This window comes from Longimycelium tulufanense, from assembly GCF_014645795.1.
GTDB classification, from domain to species: Bacteria; Actinomycetota; Actinomycetes; order Mycobacteriales; family Pseudonocardiaceae; genus Longimycelium; species Longimycelium tulufanense.
Genome location: NZ_BMMK01000004.1, coordinates 20959 through 37535, shown reverse-complemented (window position 1 = coordinate 37535; position 16577 = coordinate 20959). Strand labels below are relative to the sequence as shown.

At 69.6% G+C, this 16577-nt stretch carries 21 protein-coding genes and 1 riboswitch; of the genes, 15 read left to right on the top strand and 6 right to left on the bottom strand.

All coding sequences use genetic code 11. The features are described 5' to 3' along the window. Positions 1–198 precede the first annotated feature (198 nt). The 5 genes from IEY55_RS33270 to IEY55_RS06345 all read left to right on the top strand — a co-directional run bounded on the left by IEY55_RS33270 (position 199) and on the right by IEY55_RS06345 (position 3022). Complete coding sequence (locus IEY55_RS33270) at positions 199–354, top strand: NUDIX domain-containing protein (protein WP_229686115.1); 156 nt, start codon at positions 199–201, stop codon at positions 352–354. Continuing rightward, positions 300–677, top strand: coding sequence for an NUDIX domain-containing protein (locus IEY55_RS06360; RefSeq protein WP_229686114.1), 378 nt, complete (start codon positions 300–302; stop codon positions 675–677). Before IEY55_RS33270 ends, IEY55_RS06360 begins: the two co-directional genes overlap by 55 nt. A 450-nt stretch (positions 678–1127) precedes the next feature. Beyond that, complete coding sequence (locus IEY55_RS06355) at positions 1128–1646, top strand: RNA polymerase sigma factor (protein ID WP_189054941.1); 519 nt, start codon at positions 1128–1130, stop codon at positions 1644–1646. After that, positions 1643–2359, top strand: coding sequence for a hypothetical protein (locus IEY55_RS06350; protein ID WP_229686113.1), 717 nt, complete (start codon positions 1643–1645; stop codon positions 2357–2359). Before IEY55_RS06355 ends, IEY55_RS06350 begins: the two co-directional genes overlap by 4 nt. Before the next feature lie 138 nt (positions 2360–2497). Next, positions 2498–3022 carry a hypothetical protein gene (locus tag IEY55_RS06345; RefSeq protein WP_189054937.1) on the top strand — a complete coding sequence of 175 codons (525 nt, stop codon included), beginning with the start codon at positions 2498–2500 and terminating at the stop codon, positions 3020–3022. On the opposite strand, the gene IEY55_RS06340 is transcribed toward IEY55_RS06345, so the two are convergent. Then, the gene (locus tag IEY55_RS06340; RefSeq protein ID WP_189054936.1) at positions 2958–3233 is read right to left on the bottom strand and encodes a hypothetical protein; all 276 of its coding nucleotides are present in this window, start codon (positions 3231–3233) and stop codon (positions 2958–2960) included. The two genes, IEY55_RS06345 and IEY55_RS06340, sit on opposite strands and share 65 nt — an antisense overlap. After that, a complete protein-coding gene (locus IEY55_RS06335; protein WP_189054934.1) occupies positions 3230–3610 on the bottom strand; it encodes a hypothetical protein in 381 nt (126 codons plus the stop codon). Before IEY55_RS06335 ends, IEY55_RS06340 begins: the two co-directional genes overlap by 4 nt. Positions 3611–3754: 144 nt before the next feature. Here IEY55_RS06335 and IEY55_RS06330 point away from each other — a divergent pair, with 144 nt between their 5' ends. The 5 genes from IEY55_RS06330 (at position 3755) to IEY55_RS06310 (ending at position 8049) form a co-directional block, all read left to right on the top strand. Then, positions 3755–4603 carry a helix-turn-helix domain-containing protein gene (locus IEY55_RS06330; RefSeq protein ID WP_189054932.1) on the top strand — a complete coding sequence of 283 codons (849 nt, stop codon included), beginning with the start codon at positions 3755–3757 and terminating at the stop codon, positions 4601–4603. Next, positions 4603–4785 carry a DUF397 domain-containing protein gene (locus tag IEY55_RS06325; protein WP_189054930.1) on the top strand — a complete coding sequence of 61 codons (183 nt, stop codon included), beginning with the start codon at positions 4603–4605 and terminating at the stop codon, positions 4783–4785. Before IEY55_RS06330 ends, IEY55_RS06325 begins: the two co-directional genes overlap by 1 nt. A gap of 157 nt (positions 4786–4942) precedes the next feature. After that, positions 4943–5905, top strand: a complete 963-nt coding sequence (gene sph / locus IEY55_RS06320) for a sphingomyelin phosphodiesterase (protein ID WP_189054928.1) — start codon at positions 4943–4945, stop codon at positions 5903–5905. A 714-nt stretch (positions 5906–6619) separates the two neighbouring features. Continuing rightward, positions 6620–7102: a cyclic pyranopterin monophosphate synthase MoaC gene (gene moaC, locus IEY55_RS06315; RefSeq protein WP_189054926.1), complete on the top strand. Its 483-nt coding sequence runs from the start codon at positions 6620–6622 to the stop codon at positions 7100–7102. Continuing rightward, complete coding sequence (locus IEY55_RS06310; RefSeq protein WP_229686112.1) at positions 7078–8049, top strand: molybdenum cofactor biosynthesis protein MoaE; 972 nt, start codon at positions 7078–7080, stop codon at positions 8047–8049. Before moaC ends, IEY55_RS06310 begins: the two co-directional genes overlap by 25 nt. A 330-nt stretch (positions 8050–8379) precedes the next feature. Here the strand turns inward: IEY55_RS06310 and IEY55_RS06305 are convergent, their stop codons facing one another. The 4 genes from IEY55_RS06305 to moaA all read right to left on the bottom strand — a co-directional run bounded on the left by IEY55_RS06305 (position 8380) and on the right by moaA (position 12255). Continuing rightward, a complete protein-coding gene (locus IEY55_RS06305) occupies positions 8380–9021 on the bottom strand; it encodes a LysM peptidoglycan-binding domain-containing protein (RefSeq protein WP_189054925.1) in 642 nt (213 codons plus the stop codon). Between the two features lies 1 nt (position 9022). Next, positions 9023–9186, bottom strand: a riboswitch (cyclic di-AMP (ydaO/yuaA leader). A gap of 497 nt (positions 9187–9683) precedes the next feature. After that, positions 9684–10709 (bottom strand): phosphatidylinositol-specific phospholipase C/glycerophosphodiester phosphodiesterase family protein, encoded by a 1026-nt coding sequence (locus IEY55_RS06300; RefSeq protein ID WP_189054923.1) that lies wholly within the window; start codon positions 10707–10709, stop codon positions 9684–9686. Positions 10710–10897: 188 nt separating this feature from the next. Next, positions 10898–11170 (bottom strand): MoaD/ThiS family protein, encoded by a 273-nt coding sequence (locus tag IEY55_RS06295; RefSeq protein ID WP_189054921.1) that lies wholly within the window; start codon positions 11168–11170, stop codon positions 10898–10900. Beyond that, positions 11167–12255: a GTP 3',8-cyclase MoaA gene (gene moaA, locus IEY55_RS06290; RefSeq protein WP_189054919.1), complete on the bottom strand. Its 1089-nt coding sequence runs from the start codon at positions 12253–12255 to the stop codon at positions 11167–11169. The genes IEY55_RS06295 and moaA overlap by 4 nt, the downstream gene beginning before the upstream one ends. Positions 12256–12558: 303 nt before the next feature. Here moaA and IEY55_RS06285 point away from each other — a divergent pair, with 303 nt between their 5' ends. The 5 genes from IEY55_RS06285 to IEY55_RS06265 all read left to right on the top strand — a co-directional run bounded on the left by IEY55_RS06285 (position 12559) and on the right by IEY55_RS06265 (position 16537). After that, positions 12559–12963 carry a TOBE domain-containing protein gene (locus IEY55_RS06285; protein ID WP_189054917.1) on the top strand — a complete coding sequence of 135 codons (405 nt, stop codon included), beginning with the start codon at positions 12559–12561 and terminating at the stop codon, positions 12961–12963. Further along, positions 12960–13718 carry a molybdate ABC transporter substrate-binding protein gene (gene modA, locus IEY55_RS06280; RefSeq protein WP_189054915.1) on the top strand — a complete coding sequence of 253 codons (759 nt, stop codon included), beginning with the start codon at positions 12960–12962 and terminating at the stop codon, positions 13716–13718. Before IEY55_RS06285 ends, modA begins: the two co-directional genes overlap by 4 nt. Before the next feature lie 80 nt (positions 13719–13798). Beyond that, a complete protein-coding gene (locus IEY55_RS06275) occupies positions 13799–14572 on the top strand; it encodes an ABC transporter permease (protein ID WP_189055314.1) in 774 nt (257 codons plus the stop codon). Then, positions 14569–15693 (top strand): sulfate/molybdate ABC transporter ATP-binding protein, encoded by a 1125-nt coding sequence (locus IEY55_RS06270; protein ID WP_189054913.1) that lies wholly within the window; start codon positions 14569–14571, stop codon positions 15691–15693. Before IEY55_RS06275 ends, IEY55_RS06270 begins: the two co-directional genes overlap by 4 nt. Positions 15694–15760: 67 nt before the next feature. Continuing rightward, positions 15761–16537, top strand: coding sequence for an HAD-IIA family hydrolase (locus IEY55_RS06265; RefSeq protein WP_189055312.1), 777 nt, complete (start codon positions 15761–15763; stop codon positions 16535–16537). The last annotated feature ends 40 nt before the right edge of the window (positions 16538–16577 follow it).

Here is a 16577-nt window from a genome sequence, read left to right as displayed (position 1 = left end):
CTGGTTTCCTTGCTGCTGTTCCCGTGCCCGAAGGCCGGGGAGAGTTAAGGGGCACCGCAATAGCATCTTTGCTGCTCAAAGGGGCACGGTCGTAAGTCAGTGCGTTGCGGCCGAACGTCATCGCGCGGCGGCTGAGAGCGTCCCGGAGCACACGCTGCTACGTTCGCGGTGAGTGCCCCGTGCCCAAAGGAGTTGCCGGTGTCTCAGCCCGACTACGTGCCGCGCGCCTTCCCGATCTCCATTAAGGGCGTTGTCGTCCGTGACGGCAAGGTGCTGTTGCTCAAGAACGAGCGTGAGGAGTGGGAACTGCCAGGCGGCAGGATCGAGCCGGGCGAACTCCCGAAGAGTGCTTAGCGCGGGAGATCACCGAAGAGACCCAGTGGAAGGTCACCACGGGGCCGATCTTGGATTCGTGGATGTACCACATCGCCACTGTGGAAAAAGATGTGTTCATCGTGACCTACGGCTGCTGTCCGGACACCACGACCGAGCCGGTCCTCTCCCATGAGCACAAGGAAGTCGGGTTGTTTGGGGAGTATGAGGTACCCGCGCTGAACATGCCTGACGGCTATAAGCGGTCGATCGCGACTGGTTCGCCCGTCTCCGAGAGCACGCCCCCGAACTGGTCGAATAGACCATGGCGGGCCGACGGTGCGAGTCGTGCGGTGCCGAGCTGAGCCGCTTTGCCCTCGACCACGTGTGCCCCACGTGCTACGCAACAGCGAACCGTGAGCCGCCCCCGTTTCCAGCCCGCCGACTGACGCCATCCGTGTGGCTCTGGTCAGCACCAGAGGCCAGCGCTGCCCTCGCAACCCGAGACCTGCGGAACATCCTCCGCACCTACCGCCGACTGAACCGACTGAGCCAGGAGAAGCTTGCTGCGCTCCTGGGCTACGCCGGGCCGGTGCCGAAAGATCGTCTCGCGATCATTTCCCGCGTTCCCCGGTAATTCACACGATTAGGGCGTTACGCCCGGTAACAATTACATTCGTGGGTTCTTGAGTCACGATTATCACGCGCAGTGACCGTTTGGGTCACCCAAATTAATTAGACCCACTCGCCCAGGTGTCACCTATGTGGGGGGACAGTGGTCACGGGGCCGGCGGGCCGGTGCCACGGAGGTCGACATGAACTCCCATGATCTCGCACACGCGGTGCACCAGGTGGTTCGGCGCTACGAGGCCGCCGGCGTCCCGCGGCAGGACGCCGAGGACTGCGTGCACGACTCCCTCGTCAAGATGCTGGCTCGGCTGGCGCGGGGAGACGGCGAGGTCGAGCGGGTGGAGGCGTGGCTGGCCGTCGCCACCCAGCACCAGCTCGTCGACCGGCACCGGCGCGCGCAACGCGAGCGGGCGGCGCTCAGACGGGTTCACGCCCCGGTCGCCCCCGATCCCGGCGAGGCGGTGGCCGACCGCCAGCTGGCGCGGTGGCTCGTCGACCACCTGTCGGCGCTGCCCCCGGTGACGCAACAGGTCTGCTGGGCGCTGGCCGACGGGCTGACCACGGAGCAGGCGTCCGTCCAACTTGGACTATCCCGGAGATCCGTCGAGTCCCATCTCACCCGGGCGCGACGTCACCTTCGGGGTCTGGCCGCCGGCACCACCCACCCGACCATCACGCGAAGAGCACCCACCGGAGCACCATGATGTCCGTTACCAAGACCGAATCCCTTCCGTTCGGCGCTCCCGACGCGGGACGCTGCATCCGACGCGCCGGCGTGCTGCACGGCCAGGCGATGCGCCAGCTTTACGCCACCCACGACCTCGCCGAGATGGGTGGTGTCCTGGCCCAGCTCAGCACCGCGCTCGCCACCGACGCCGACCTCGCCGGGCGCACCGGTGACCGGAGCCGGGCCGACCACCTGGGCGGCATGGCCGACATCTGTGCCCTGCTGGCCGACGTCGCCCGCGACCACAGCTCTCGTGACGGCCACCGAAGCAACAACGGCAGACAGTGGGCTCCCGTCGGACAGGAGCCGGTGCAGATGATTCCGGCTCGCATCATGCTTTCCCGCGGGGTGGTGACCGCGCTCGCGGAGACGACCGCAGCCCCCGGGGTGCTGCTCGCGCCGGAGGTCACCCGTCGCCCCCGCACGCAGGACGAGGGCCGGAGTCGTGGCTACGACACGATGTTCACCGGGCGATTCGTCCTCGTCCACGCCGGCTCGGGCTGGTCACTGGCCGGCAGCGGACCACCACACGACCCGCAGTCCTGTCCGCAACTTCGCCGGATGGCCAGGCACCTCGCGGCCACCGGGGTCGACTGGACCCAGCCGTTGACCACCCTGCTCGATTCCGGCAACGCCGACCGGGTGCACCGCGCTGTCCGCGATGCGCGACATACCACGGAGTTCGGCTAGGTGTCCCGTGCTCAGGGGAGATCGGAAACAAAGATTTTGTTGCGTGTTCGGAGCGTTTCGAGCGTCTTATGAGTAGAAGGCACGACGCCAGAAGGGAAATGACGAGTGCAGCTCACGCGGCGGCCGTCCGCTGCCGCCATGGAGGTCTTGCTCATGGAAACGCTCCGCATTCAACTTCGCAGATTCCTCATGTACGCCGCGGCGCTCACGCTGTTGAGCACCGCGCTGTTCGTCGGTCAGGGGCTCGTCCACGCCCCCGCGGCACATGCCCAACCGAAGTGCTCCACGACGATCGAGAACCCATCCTCGGTCCCGGGTGCGCTCCCCCTGACCCAGAAGATCACCTACACCAGCGTGACCAACTGCACGGGGTTGCCGCCCAGCACCCAGGCGGCGGTGGCGGCCATCGGTGTGAACATTGCGGTGAAGGTGGCGCCGGGAACTCCGGTGGGTCTTCCCGTCCCAACGGTCCTTCTCGACACCGACACCCCTATGACCGACAAGGACGGGAACCTCTCGGTGAAGCTCTCCCACGAGTTCCCGCTCGCTCTCGCCCAGGAGAGCGGAACGTCCAACACGATCCTCCACCTTGGGATCATCACCACGGCCACCCCGCCGACGGCGACTCAAGCCGTTGGTTCGGCGACTTTTGAGTCCACATGAGACTCGCTGTCGGCCGGCCGGGGAACTCGCGCGCGGCGGTGACCGCAACCAGGTCGTTGTTGAGGCGATCGATGAGGCGTTGCACGGTGACCGAGCCGTCTCTGGGCGCGTGTTCCCCGGTCGGTGTGGCCGCGCGGTAGTGATACTCCAGGTAGAGGAAGGTCGCGCCGGTCAGGGTGAGGAGGACACCGAACACCACGAGATTGATCACGCGATTTCCTTTCTCCGATCGCAACGGCACGCCCGGCTGTGGGCGTGCCGACGCATCTGGACCCTGAGGTTGGGCAGGACCTCGACATCGGTGACGCAGACCCGACGTTCGGAGCCGTCGGGGTTGATCCGGTCGACGATGACGAGCCAGTGACCGGGGTGCCGGAGATGGCTGGAGCTGGCTTGGTGCAGCGAGTCCTCGAGTAACGCGGCGGCGTAGGCCGCCGCGTTCTCGCAGACGTCCAGTTTCCGGGTGAGACCCAGGTAGAAGCCGTAGTCGTCAACGACCTCGGAGCAGACGCGAAGGCGCCGGCCCTTGACGATGCGGACATAGCTCACCCGATGCGGGTTCGCCATGCTCCGCCAGGAGTCGCCCATCAAGATCACTTCCTGCCCGGCCGATGATCGGATCTGGATGTGGTACAGACGCTGTAACGGGTACATCGTGTCGACCGGTTACAGATCGCGCCATCGTTCGATCGGGCGGATCTCCTGCCCCCGAGCAGGGCTAGGCTGCGTCCCGTGGGCAGTTACAAAAGCACACCTCGGGCGCGTGCGTTGGGCGCACAGCTCCGGCAGGCGCGCAAGGAAGCCGGCCTGACCATGCGTGAGCTTGCGGAGAAGCTGAAGTTGCAGAGTCACGCGCCCATCGGCCACTGGGAGTCGGGCGCACGACCCCCGAAGGTTGAGGACGTAGCTACCTACTTGGCCGCTGTCGGTGTCAGTGGGAGCAGGCGAGAGGAGATACTTGCGCTTGCCAGGCGGCCGGACGGACCGCAGTGGGTGTCAGTCGGGATGCCTGCCCAGCGGGAGCAATTGGCAGCACTTTGCGAGTTCGAGCGGACCGCAACACATATCACCGAAGTGACGCCGCTGTTGGTACCTGGCCTGCTTCAGACGGCTGACTACGCCCGCGCGATCATGGCCAGAAGTGGCAAGTCGCCAGCCGAGGTCGAGACTCGTGTCGCAATCCGGCTCGGCCGCCGCTCCGTATTGGAGCGTGACTCGCTGCGGTTCATCGCTATGGTGGGCGAGGCGGCCCTGCGGACGGTGGTTGGCGGTGTTCACGCTATGACCGAGCAGCTCCGTTTCCTTCTCAAGGCGGCAACGTGGCCATCCGTAGGGATCCGTGTGATCCCGCTGGAGGCCGACTGGTACCCGGCGATGGAGGGAGCCTTCACGATATTCAGGTTTTCGGACTCCGATCCCATCGTGTGCCTTGAGAATCGAATTTCGGGGATGTTCCTGCATCGACCCGAGGACGTGGATGCTTACGAGGCTGCGCAAGCGATGATGGACGGCATCGCGATGGGCGTGACCGAGTCCCTAAAGTTCATATCGGATCGGGTAAGTCGTTTGGAGATGATGTGATGGAGTGGCGAAAGAGCAGTCGGAGCAGCGAGTTGCAGAACTGCGTAGAGGTCGCTGCGCTCAGCCGCGGCGTGGCTCTGCGGGACAGCAAGGACCCGGCCGGTCCGGTGCTGGCGTTTGGTCGCGACGCCTTCTCCTCCTTCTTATCCCAGGTGAAGAACGGCACGTTAGACCTGGACTGAGCTGGCCAGAGCGGCGGAGGGATGCGGTGGAGCCCTCCGCCGCTCTCCCACCTACCGCCTGCCAAGCGTTCTCCCGGGCATTCCTGTAAGTCGACGTTCATCGCGACGCCATCTGCCGATCTTCGTCTGGCCGCACAGGCGAACGACGCTCTCCGCCATGCGATCACGAGTCGTTCCCATCCTGTTCGCGCTGGCGGTTATCGGCCTGACGTTATCGACGGCACCCGTCGCATCCGCCGTTCCCGCGGACCTGAAAGTCGCCACCTACAACGTGTTCCTGTTCTCGCGGACCATCTATCCCAATTGGGGCCAGCAGACGCGCGCGGATCTCATTGATTCGCAGGGCGTGTTGGACGGGCAGGACGTGGTGGTGCTGCAGGAGGCGTTCGACAACGGATCCTCCGACCGGCTGCTGGCCAGCCTCGCGGACACCTATCCGCACCAGACACCGGTCATGGGTCGCTCGCGCAGCGGGTGGGACGCCACCATGGGCTCGTATTCCGACACGGTCGTCGAGGACGGCGGCGTCGCCGTGATCAGCCGCTGGCCGATCGCCGAGCAGATCCAGTACGTCTACAAGGACGCCTGCGGCGCCGACTTCCACGCCAACAAGGGGTTCGTGTATGTGCGGCTGAACTCGCCCGCCGGCCCGGTGCACGTGATCGGCACCCACATGCAGGCCGACGACACGGGATGCTCGCAGGGCGAGGTGTCGGTGCGGGCCAAGCAGATCGCCGAGATCGCCGGTTTCGTGCGGTCCAAGAACATCCCGGCGAACGAGACCGTCGTGGTCGCCGGTGACCTGAACATCGACCGGCACTCGGGCGAGTTCGGCGAGGCCCTGCGCGCGTTGGGTGCACGTGCGCCCGAGGTCACGAGCGGCCACCCCTACTCCTTCGACCCGCAGACGAACTCGATCACGGCAGACCGGTACCCCGACCACGCGCGCCAGCAGCTCGACCACGTGTTGCTGCTGTCCGGGCACGCCGGCCCGAGCCGCTGGGGCAACGAGACACGGATGGTCCACTCTCCGAAGTGGACGGTCACCTCTTGGGGCAAGGAGTACAGCTACACCGACTACTCCGACCACTACCCGGTGTTCGCCACCGCCGCCCGCTGAGCTTGCCCGTGATCCTGGTGTGGTGGGCTTCCGAACACCGCGGAAGCCGACCACACCAAGGACGCGGGATGGCTGAGGGATCATGCTCGCGGTCGGAGAGCATGATCTGGTCGTGTTCGGGCGCCGGTTCTTGACACCTCACAGACCTCGTTTGCACTCGTAACGAGTGGTCCCTAAAGCGGTGGGCGGTCGACCGGTAGTCGATATACAGCACCGCATGATCAGGTGCGAGAGATGTGACCTCCCGGTGGGGGCAGGGTGCGCCTGCCACATCCCGGACCGGGCCATGGGGCGTACCCGGGCGACGGGAGGCCGACAGCATTTCCAGCCCGACACCATCCTCATCCACGAGAGCGGCTGCGCTCACATCCCCGGTGCCTGTGGCCACCTGTCGGAATCCGACATCGCGCCCCCAACGTGGGGGTGGATCATCAACCCGGCGGCAGGACTGTGGGGCCAGATCAGTAAGGAACTGCCCGCAGCGGCCACCCACGGGAACACCGCACTGAAGGCAACCCGGCGATGCGGGTCCTGTATGGGGACCCTCGGCTGACCGACCGTCTCATCGGGTTATAGGCGGGCCTGTTCGGGCGCGGCGTCCCCGCGGAGCGACTCCACTACGAGGTGTTCGGCGCGGACGCCTGGCTTCCCGACGCCGCGCCGGCTGCGCCGGTCGGGTGATGCCCTTCACAGTCAGCCATCTAGCATCGCGGTATGGGCGAAAGGTTGACGCACGTCGACGCCTCGGGCGCCGCGCGCATGGTGGACGTCTCCGGGAAGGAGCCGACCGCCCGCAGCGCCGTGGCGACCGGTGTCCTGCACACCACCGAAGAGGTCGTCGAGCTGCTGCGCCGGGACGGGCTCCCGAAGGGCGACGCCCTGGCCACGGCCCGCATTGCCGGGATCATGGCCGCCAAGCGCACGCCCGACCTGGTGCCCCTGTGCCATCCGATCGCCCTCTCCGGCGTCACGGTCGACCTGGTCGCGGAGGGCGGCGAGGTGCGCATCACGGCCACCGTGCGGAGCACCGACCGTACCGGGGTGGAGATGGAGGCGCTCACCGCCGTGGCGGTCGCCGGGCTCACCCTGCACGACATGGTCAAGGCCGTGGACCCGGCGGCCGTGCTCGACGCGGTGCGGGTGGAGCGCAAGGAGGGCGGGAAGGGGGACACGTGGACCAGGCCGCAGGACAGGTGAGCCGGGAGCGCACCGCACGCGTCGTGGTCGCCTCGAACCGAGCCAGCGCGGGCGTCTACCCCGACCGCACGGGGCCGCTGATCGTCGAGTGGCTGCGCGAGCGCGGGTACCAGGTGGGCGAGCCGGTCGTGGTCCCCGACGGGGATCCGGTGGCTGACGCCCTCCGCGACGCCGTGGTCGCCGGGGTCGACGTGGCGATCACGACCGGGGGCACCGGCATCAACCCCACCGACCGCACGCCCGAGGCAACCCGGGCCGTCCTCGACTACGAGGTGCCCGGGATCGCTGACGCCATCCGCGCCGCGGGGCTGTCCGCCGTCTCGACCGCCGTGCTCTCGCGAGGGGTGGCCGGCGTCGCCGACCGCACCCTCGTCGTCAACCTGCCCGGCTCCACCGGGGGCGTCCGGGATGGTCTCGACGTGCTCGCCGGGGTGTTGGATCACGCGGTCGACCAGCTCGGCGGGGGAGACCACGCCAGCACCGGCCACGGGCACCAGACACACGGGCCGGTGCGCCGCGACCCCGCCGAGGTGGTGCGGGCCGTGATCGTGGACACGCCACTGGACGTCGAGGAACACGCACGGCTGGTCGCCGACCGCGGTGCCGGCGCGGTCGTCACGTTCGACGGAGTCGTCCGCGACCACGACCACGGCCGTGGTGTCCGCGAGCTCGAGTACACCGGCCACCCGGGCGCGGGCGCGGTCATCGACGAGGTCGCCCACGAGGTCGCCGGCCGGCACCCCGGATTGCGGGCCATCGCGGTGAGCCACCGGCTCGGGCTGCTCGCCGTCGGCGACGTCGCGCTCGCGTGCGCGGTCGCGGCGGAACACCGGCAGGAGGCGTTCGCCGCCTGCGCCGAGCTGGTCGACGAACTCAAGCGGCGACTGCCCATCTGGAAGCGCCAGGTGTTCGCCGACGGCACCGAGGAATGGGTCAACTGCCCCTGAGACCATGCCGCCGATGCGCGGCAGGCAGCCCGACGGGTGTGGGGTGAGCCGGTGCTTCGGCGTGAAGTGGCAGCGGTGTCGAGGGTGTGACGAGGCCCTGGTCGGGTCCGGGGGACGTCGACCCGACCAGGGCCTCGCTGACCGTGTTGATCATCCGCGGATCAGCCATTCGACCACGAAGCTCGACCGTGCGGCTCGATCACACCGCTGATCATCCGGGTGGACACACCACTCGACCACAGTGCTTGATCGCGACGCTCGGCCAAGCGCATGACTGCACGCTTGGCCGAGCGTCGATCACGATCGATCAGCGCTGGCCGATCAGCTGGCTCACTTGGGCAGCTTGATGGTGTCGCCGGCGTAGATCAGGTCCGCATTCGGGATCTTCTCGGCGTTCAGCGCCTGGATGGCCTGGTAGCCACCGTTGACACCGAACTTCTCCGCGATGCCGGACAGGGTGTCGCCGGAGACGATCGTGTAGTCGCCACCCGCCTGCGGGGCCGGCGGCGCGGCCGGGGCCGGAGCCGCCGGCTTCGGGGCGGCCTTCGGCGCCGGGGCGACCTGCTTCCTCGGGGCGGCCTTCGGGGCCGCGGCCGGCCGGCCGCTCAGGCCCAGCTTGGCCGTGCAGGCGGGCCAGGCGCCCCAGCCCTGGCCGGCCAGGACCTTCTCGGCAACCGCGATCTGCTGCTCGCGGGTGGCCTGGTGGGCGCTCGGGGCGTACTGGGTGCCGCCGAAGGCGGCCCAGGTGCTGGGGGTGAACTGCAGGCCGCCGGAGAACCCGTTGCCGGTGTTGATGCTCCAGTTGCCGCTCGACTCGCACTGCGCCAGCTGGTCCCAGGTGGACTCGGGGGCGGCCTGGGCGGTGCCGGCCATGGCGACGGGGGTGCCGATCACGACGCCGGCGAGGGCCAGGCGCGCGACGTGCTTACTGGCGGCGGACGGCTTGCGATGCTTGCCTCGGTAAGAAGCCATGTCCCTCTCCGTACCGCACCTGCGAGGTGAGCTGTCGGGTTCGGGCTGAGGGCAGCCCGGCCGGCTCGCGCCGGCTTCACCCCAAGGGCGCCTGGTCGGGCGCCCGGCGGTTGGTTCCCCCGCCCCTGTCCGGTTGTTTCGCTCGGGGTTAGGAGCCCGCTGGACAGGGTTCGGTGCACGGGCTCCAGCTCCTTGCTCAGTCGGTCGGGGCCGACCGGAGAGCGACGCTAAGTGACCGCGAACGGTTTTGCGAACCCCGCGGGCCGTGACCATGGTCACAGTAACAACGCGTGAATCACTCACGATCCCGGTTGTTTTCGCTGATCAGGCCACCGTTATCGGCCCGTTTCCAAGCTGAGATCGATCACTCTGGGTGAGGCTTGGCTCACGTCAATTACGACGTCCGGCATGTTCTTGAGCACGCTAAGTGTGTGTGAGCGTACTCACAGAGCGTGACCGGAATGATCGTTTTGTTCGTTTTGTCGTTTGTGATCCACTGGTTCGGGTGGCGGCCGGCGGGTGCTGGATCGATGCCGGGGGAGGTTGATCGATCGCCGGCGCCGTTCCCGATGGATCAAGGCCGTCCCCTGCGGGTGAGGGGTGGGCCAAGCCCGCCCCGATGATCGGTCGCCCGACCCTAGGGGCCGGACATGACGGGGGTGTTAACGCGAACGGGCCAATGCGGTGGATCGGTCAGAGGTGAGGAAGGCGGCCAACCCGTCGAGGTCGTCCGAGCCCAACAGGTCCACGTCGGCCGCGCGCAGCTCCCGCCACACCGCCAGCCGCGCTTCTCCAGCGGCATCGGCGGTCGTGTCCCGGGTGCTGCCCGGCATTCCCCAGTCGCAGTTCGGTCCGGTCACGGGGACCGGAGCGGAAACCTCGCTCGTGCCAGTGGCGTGGCCCGGGAGCGTGCAGGAGCGTCGATCGTCACGAGCGGTCGCATCGTCGGCGGGGCCGTCCGGCGTCCCCCAGAACCGCACCCGCTTGCCCTCGGCGTGCGCCGTCGCCACGTACTGGTGCAGCCGGGCGCGCTCCTCCTCGGGCATCGGCCCCACACCGCGCCAGCGGAACAACGTGTTCCAGTCGGCGCTCACCAAGGGCATCAACGTTGACGGCACGCCGGTGCCGAGGTCAGCCGGGTTGCCATCGAGGAACGCGTACCGGTCATTCTGGCCGGCCACCAGGTCGCGGGCCTGTCGACCGCTGATCACCACCGTGACCGGCCCCCGCCACACCGCCCCGTTGACGTAGCGGGTGAACAGGTCGGCGTAGCGTGGGTCGCGCAGGGCTTGGTCGAGCCACCGGTACCCGTCGCGCTCGTTGTCCTTCACGTCGACCAGCAGTTGGAACTCGCCGTCCCATCCCGGGAACACCCGGCCACCGTTGGCGGCCACCCGCTGCCGCAGCGGTTCCAGGTAGAGCGACTGGAGGGTGCGGTCCGGGCGCACGTCCCACGGGTAGTGCCCGATGTAGAGCTTGCCGAACGTGGGGTAGATGTCCGCCTCGACGCTGGTGAAGCCTCGGTCCAGCGCGTCGAAGAGTGGCCGCTGGTGCTCGTAGTCGTTGTGCGCGTGCGCGTTCGGCAGCGGGGTGACGGTGACGGCGGGAGCCGCCGAGACCGGTCCGGCCAGTAGGAGTGTGGCGAACAACGACACGAGGACAGCGCCCAACTTCGTCCGGCCGGCCACGGGACCCCCTCGTGATCAACGACACGATCGAGATCACACGTTAGCGGCGCGTGGTAGCGGTCTCATCACCGGGGGTGAGACAAGACGCGGCGCCAAGGTTGCCGAAGGGGGAAGAAGCTGGGCCGCGCGAGGAGAATCCAGCGACCCTCGGTGCACTGTCGCGCGGCCCGCCGAGCGAGCCCGCCGGATCAGCCGCCCGCGAACGGGGGCAGCACGTCCAGTTGACCGCCGTCGGTCACCACGATCGACCGGTCCCGAACCGCTACCCCATCAAGAAGGAAGCTGCACGCGCCGAGCACCTGACCCAACCGCTCGCCCCGCTCGCGCACCGCGGCTTGGAGCACGTCGGCCACCGTCGCGCCACCGGGAACGTCCATCACGTCCTCCGGCACGCCGGCCGCCGCCCGCGCGCCGGCGAAATAGCGGACGGTCACCTTGCTCGAACCCGCCTCCACGCTCAACCCCCGATCGCACTCATCGGCCGTTCCGGTTGGACGAAGTCGGCGTTGTCGATACCGTGCCCGGCGGCCTTGGCCCACATCGCGGCCCGCCACAGCTCGGCCAGCTCCTCGTCGTCGGCACCGCCGCGCAGGACGTCGCGCAGGTCCGTCTCGGTGCGCGCGAACAGGCAGTTGCGCACCTGGCCGTCGGCGGTGAGCCGGGTCCGGTCGCAGGTCGCGCAGAACGGGCGGGTCACCGAGGCGATCACCCCGACCATCCCCGGCCCGCCGTCGACCAGCCACCGCTCCGCCGGGGCGGAGCCGCGTTCAGCCGGGTGCGGGGTCAGCTCGTGCGCCGCCCGCAGCGCCGCGAGGATCTCGTCGGCGGTGACCATGTTCTCCCGGTCCCAGCCGTGCTGCGGGTCCAGCGGCATCTGCTCGATGAACCGCGGCTGGTAGCCGTGGGCGAGGCAGAAGTCGAGGAGGTCCACCGCCTCGTCGTCGTTCACTCCTCGCAGCAGCACGGCGTTGACCTTGACCGGGGTCAGGCCGGCCGCGCTCGCGGCGGCCAGCCCGGCGAGAACGTCGTCCAGCCGGTCCCGCCGCGCGATGGCGCGGAACCGCTCCGGGCGCAGCGTGTCCAGCGAGACGTTGATCCGGTCCAGCCCGGCCCGCACCAGACCGGTGACCCGGCGGTCAAGGCCGATGCCGTTGGTGGTCAGGGCCAGTCGCGGCCGCGGGTGCAGCGCCGCCGCGGCGCCGATGATGTCCTCCAGGTCGCGGCGCAGCAGCGGCTCCCCGCCGGTGAAGCGGATCTCGGTCACGCCCAGCCGGTGCACGGCGATCCGGATCAGCCGCGCCAGCTCCGCCGTGGTCAGCAGCTCCGGCCTGGGCAGCCAGTCCAGGCCGTCGGCGGGCATGCAGTAGGTGCAGCGCAGGTTGCACCGGTCGGTGAGCGAGATCCGCAGGTCGGTGGCGACCCGGCCGAACCGGTCGAGCAACGCCGGGGTGTCCGGGCGGGACGCCGCACCGGCCCCCGGGCCCGGCCGCGCGCCGGCCGAGCCCGAAACCCGCGTGGTCGGCAAGCCCAGGTGCACCGCTGTCACGCCCGCGAGGGTAGTCCGGCCGGCCAGCGGAAAAACTGATCGCGAGTTACGGGCGCATCACCTGACCGTGACCTGGGTCACGGTCAAGACCCGGTGGATGGCATCGTCTCCTTCCTCTGATGAAGCGCGCTGCCGGCTGCCTCTTATTAGTGCTGCCGGCTGCCTCTTATTAGTAAGGAGCACCCGGGGCGCCCCGGCCGATGGCGTTGTCGGGTGATCGTCCAAGCGACGGCCCGCTGCCGGGCAGCAGATGCGGAGGAACATACGGAGCGATTTCCGCTGATGCGGACCTAGACTCGGCGCGTGCCGCAGTACCGGGTCTCCGAAGCCGCCAACCTGCTCGGCGTCAGCGACGACACCGTCCGCCGCTGGATCGACGGCGGGCAGCTCACCGGCCATCGTGACCAGGCCGGCCGCCGGGTCGTCGACGGCGCGGAGTTGGCTGCCTTCGCCCGGGAACAGGCCCGGTCCGCGGCCGACCCCTCCACGGTCGGCAGGTCCGCCCGCAACCGGTTCGTCGGGCTGGTCACCGAGGTGACCGCCGACCGGGTCATGGCCCAGGTGGAACTGCAGTGCGGACCGCACCGCGTGGTGTCGCTGATGAGCACGGAGGCGGTCCGGGAGCTGGGCCTGCGCCCCGGCGTGCTGGCCGTCGCCGTGGTGAAGTCGACCCAGGTGGTCGTGGAGACCCCGGGAGACCGGTCGTGAGGCTGGCCGCCGCGTTCGCCACCCTCGCGTTGGTCGCGACGTTGTCGGCCTGCGGCACCGGCCCGGGCGGCGAGTCCGGGCGGCGCACCCTGACCGTCCTCGCGGCGGCCTCGCTCACCGAGACCTTCGGCCAGCTCGAGAAGCGGTTCGAGGCCGCCCACCCCGATGTCGACGTCCGGCTCGCCCTCGGCGGCTCCTCGGACCTGGCGCAGCAGATCGTCCACGGCGCCCCCGCCGACGTCTTCGCCGCCGCCAACCCCGACACCATGGGCTCCGTCGTCCGGGCCGGTCTCGCCGACGGCGCGCCCCGGACCTTCGCGCGCAACGAGCTGAGCATTGCGGTGCCGCCGGACAATCCCAGGAAGATCGGCAGCCTCGCCGACCTCGCACGCGACGGCGTCGTGGTCGTGTTGTGCGCACCGCAGGTGCCCTGTGGCGCGGCGAGCACGAAGGTGCAGCGGGAAGCCGGCGTCCGGATCAGCCCCGCAAGCGAGGAGCAGGACGTCAAGTCGGTGCTCGGCAAGATCCTCGCCGGTGAGGCCGACGCCGGTCTCGTCTACGTCACCGATGTCAACGCGCAGCAGGGAAAGGTGCGGGGAATCCCGTTCCCCGAGGCCGCCTCCGCGCGGAACGACTACCCGATCGCCGTCGTACGCGGGAGCGAGCGGGCCGACCTCGCCCGGCAGTTCGTCGAACTCGTGCGCGGCGAAGCCGGACGTGACGCCCTCACCCGGGCCGGGTTCGAGGTGCCGTAGCCGTGACCGCCACCTCTCCGGGACCACTGCGCCGCGACACCGGCGACAGGCGGGAGGACACGCACACCGCCCGTACCGCCCTGCCTACGTTGCTGTGGATCCCGGCGGTGGGCGGCTTCGCATTGATCGCGCTGCCGGTGTTCGGCCTGGCGTGGAAAGCCGACTGGATTCGGTTGCCCGAGCTGGTCACCCGCCCGGCGGCGCTGCAGGCCCTGGAGCTGTCCCTGCGCACCGCCTTCGTGTCGACCGTGTTGTGCGTCGTCCTGGGTGGGCCGCTCGCGGTGGTGCTGGCCCGCGGCCACCTGCCCGGGCTGCGGGCACTGCGGGCCGTGGTCCTGTTGCCGCTGGTGCTGCCGCCCGTGGTCGGCGGGCTGGCCCTGCTCTACCTGCTGGGCCGCGCCGGTCTCGTGGGGCAGTACCTCGAGACCTGGTTCAAGATCCGCATCCCCTTCAGCACGGCCGCCGTGGTGTTGGCCCAGACCTTCGTGGCGATGCCGTTCCTCGTGGTCAGCCTCGAGGGCGCACTGCGGATGGCCGGGGAACGGTACGAGGAAGTCGCGGCGACCCTGGGCGCCCGGCCGTGGACGGTGTTCTGGCGGGTCACGGTGCCGTTGCTGTTTCCGGGCCTGGGGTCGGGAGTCGTGCTTGCCTTCGCCCGGGCGATGGGCGAGTTCGGCGCGACGATCGCGTTCGCGGGCAGCCTCGCGGGGACGACCCGCACGCTCCCGCTGGAGATCTACCTCCAACGGGAGTCCGATGTGGACGCCGCTGTCGCGCTGTCGCTGTTGCTCGTGGCGGTCGCCGCACTGGTCGTGGTGTTGGTGCGGCCCCGGTCCGCGGAGGGCGTGCGATGAGCACCGTCGTCCCGGCCCGCGCCACCGCCCTGGCGGCCGAGATCGAGTTGGCACGGGCGGGGTTCGCCCTCTCGGTGGCTCTCGGCCTTGCGCCGGGTGAGGTCCTGGCGGTGCTCGGCCCCAACGGCTCCGGCAAGTCCACGCTGCTCGCCGCGCTCGCCGGGCTGCTCCGCCCCGACCGGGGACGGGTGACGCTGGGCGGACGGATCCTGACCGATGTCACGGCGGGGCGTCATGTTCCGCCGCATCGGCGAGGCATCGTCCTGCTTCCGCAGCGACCGTTGCTCTTTCCTCACCTGAGCGCGCTCGGCAACGTTGCTTTTCCGCCGCGTTCGCGGGGAGTGCACCGTCGTACGGCGAGGGTGGTCGCGGAGCAGCTCCTGTCCGAAGTGGACTGCCTCGAGCTGGCAGCCCGGAAACCGGCCCAGTTGTCGGGTGGGCAGGCGCAACGGGTCGCGGTGGCACGCGCGTTGGCGGCCGACCCGGAGCTGCTGTTGCTCGACGAGCCGATGGCGGCCTTGGACGTGGATGCCGCGCCCACGCTGCGTGCCCTGCTCCGGCGGGTGCTGCGAGGTGGCGGGCGCACCGCCGTCGTGGTCACCCACGATCCCCTGGACGCCTTGGTCCTCGCCGACCGCGTGCTGGTGCTCTCCTCCGGCGCGATCGTCGAGCAGGGACCGACCCGTTCCGTGCTCGGCCGGCCACGGTCCGCGTTCGCGGCGCGGATCGCCGGGCTCGAGCTGGTCTCCGGCACCGCCTGCCCGGATGGGGTTCGCACTCCCGAGGGGGCCGTGTTCGCCGGGCATCGCGATCCCACCCTGCTGGCCGGGGAGCCCGCGGTGGCCGTCTTCCCGGCGCGCGCGGTGTCGGTCCACTGGGAACGTCCAACCGGGAGTCCCCGGAACATTTTCCCGGTCACGATCGCGACCCTGGAGCCGCGCGGCGATGTTGTGCGGGTGCGTGCGGGGGCGGCAACGGGCGGTCCGGCCTGGGCGGATGGCCTGCACGCCGAGATCACCGCGGCGGCCGTGGCCGACCTGGAACTGGTGCCCGGCGCACGGGTGTGGTTCGCGGTCAAGGCCGCAGAGGTGGCGCTGCATCCCGCGGCCGGGCAATCATGACGCCGTGAGTGCAGCGGAGGAGACCAGGACCAGGGTGGAGACCAAGCCGGTGGGCTGGAACTACCTGATGGACATGGACGGGGTGTTGATCCACGAGGAACACCTCGTCCCGGGCGCGGACGCCTTCCTCGCCGAGCTTCGGGAGAACGGCGTGCCGTTCCTCGTGCTCACCAACAACTCGATCTTCACCCCACGCGACCTGCGTGCCCGGTTGCTGCGCACCGGCCTGGACGTGCCGGAGAGCGCGATCTGGACCTCGGCCCTGGCCACCGCGCGCTTCCTGAACACCCAGCGGCCGCACGGCAGCGCCTACGTGATCGGTGAGGCCGGGCTGACGACCGCGCTGCACTCGATCGGCTACGTGCTCACCGACCGCGACCCGGACTACGTGGTGCTCGGGGAGACCCGCACCTACAGCTTCGAGGCGATCACCAAGGCGATCCGGCTCGTCGAGGCCGGCGCCAGGTTCATCGCGACCAACCCGGACGAGACCGGGCCCAGCCGGGAGGGCGTGCTGCCCGCGACCGGGTCGGTCGCCGCGTTGATCGAGCGGGCCACCGGGCGCGGGCCCTACTACGTGGGGAAGCCGAACCCGTTGATGATGCGGTCGGCGCTACGTGCGCTCGGGGCGCACTCGGAGAACACCCTGATGATCGGCGACCGGATGGACACCGACGTCCGGTCGGGACTTGAGGCCGGTCTGCAGACGATTCTCGTGCTCTCCGGGATCTCGGTGGCCGACACCGCGGAGCGCTTCCCGTACCGGCCGACCAAGGTGCTGGGGTCCGTGGCGGACCTGGTGGGCCGGGCGACCGACCCGTTCGGGGACGAGCCGACGAGGTAGCGGGCGAGCGCGCCGGGCGGGGCGACCCCGTCCCCGCCGG

What these genes read in the sequence shown, in the direction of transcription:
- IEY55_RS06355 (WP_189054941.1), top strand. Translation starts at nt 1,128, where the DNA reads ATGAACTCCCATGATCTCGCACACGCGGTGCACCAGGTGGTTCGGCGC.
- IEY55_RS06350 (WP_229686113.1), top strand. Translation starts at nt 1,643, where the DNA reads ATGATGTCCGTTACCAAGACCGAATCCCTTCCGTTCGGCGCTCCCGAC.
- IEY55_RS06345 (WP_189054937.1), top strand. Translation starts at nt 2,498, where the DNA reads ATGGAGGTCTTGCTCATGGAAACGCTCCGCATTCAACTTCGCAGATTC.
- IEY55_RS06335 (WP_189054934.1), bottom strand. Translation starts at nt 3,610, where the DNA reads ATGGGCGACTCCTGGCGGAGCATGGCGAACCCGCATCGGGTGAGCTAT.
- IEY55_RS06325 (WP_189054930.1), top strand. Translation starts at nt 4,603, where the DNA reads ATGGAGTGGCGAAAGAGCAGTCGGAGCAGCGAGTTGCAGAACTGCGTA.
- sph (WP_189054928.1), top strand. Translation starts at nt 4,943, where the DNA reads ATGCGATCACGAGTCGTTCCCATCCTGTTCGCGCTGGCGGTTATCGGC.
- moaC (WP_189054926.1), top strand. Translation starts at nt 6,620, where the DNA reads ATGGGCGAAAGGTTGACGCACGTCGACGCCTCGGGCGCCGCGCGCATG.
- IEY55_RS06305 (WP_189054925.1), bottom strand. Translation starts at nt 9,021, where the DNA reads ATGGCTTCTTACCGAGGCAAGCATCGCAAGCCGTCCGCCGCCAGTAAG.
- IEY55_RS06270 (WP_189054913.1), top strand. Translation starts at nt 14,569, where the DNA reads ATGAGCACCGTCGTCCCGGCCCGCGCCACCGCCCTGGCGGCCGAGATC.
- IEY55_RS06265 (WP_189055312.1), top strand. Translation starts at nt 15,761, where the DNA reads ATGGACATGGACGGGGTGTTGATCCACGAGGAACACCTCGTCCCGGGC.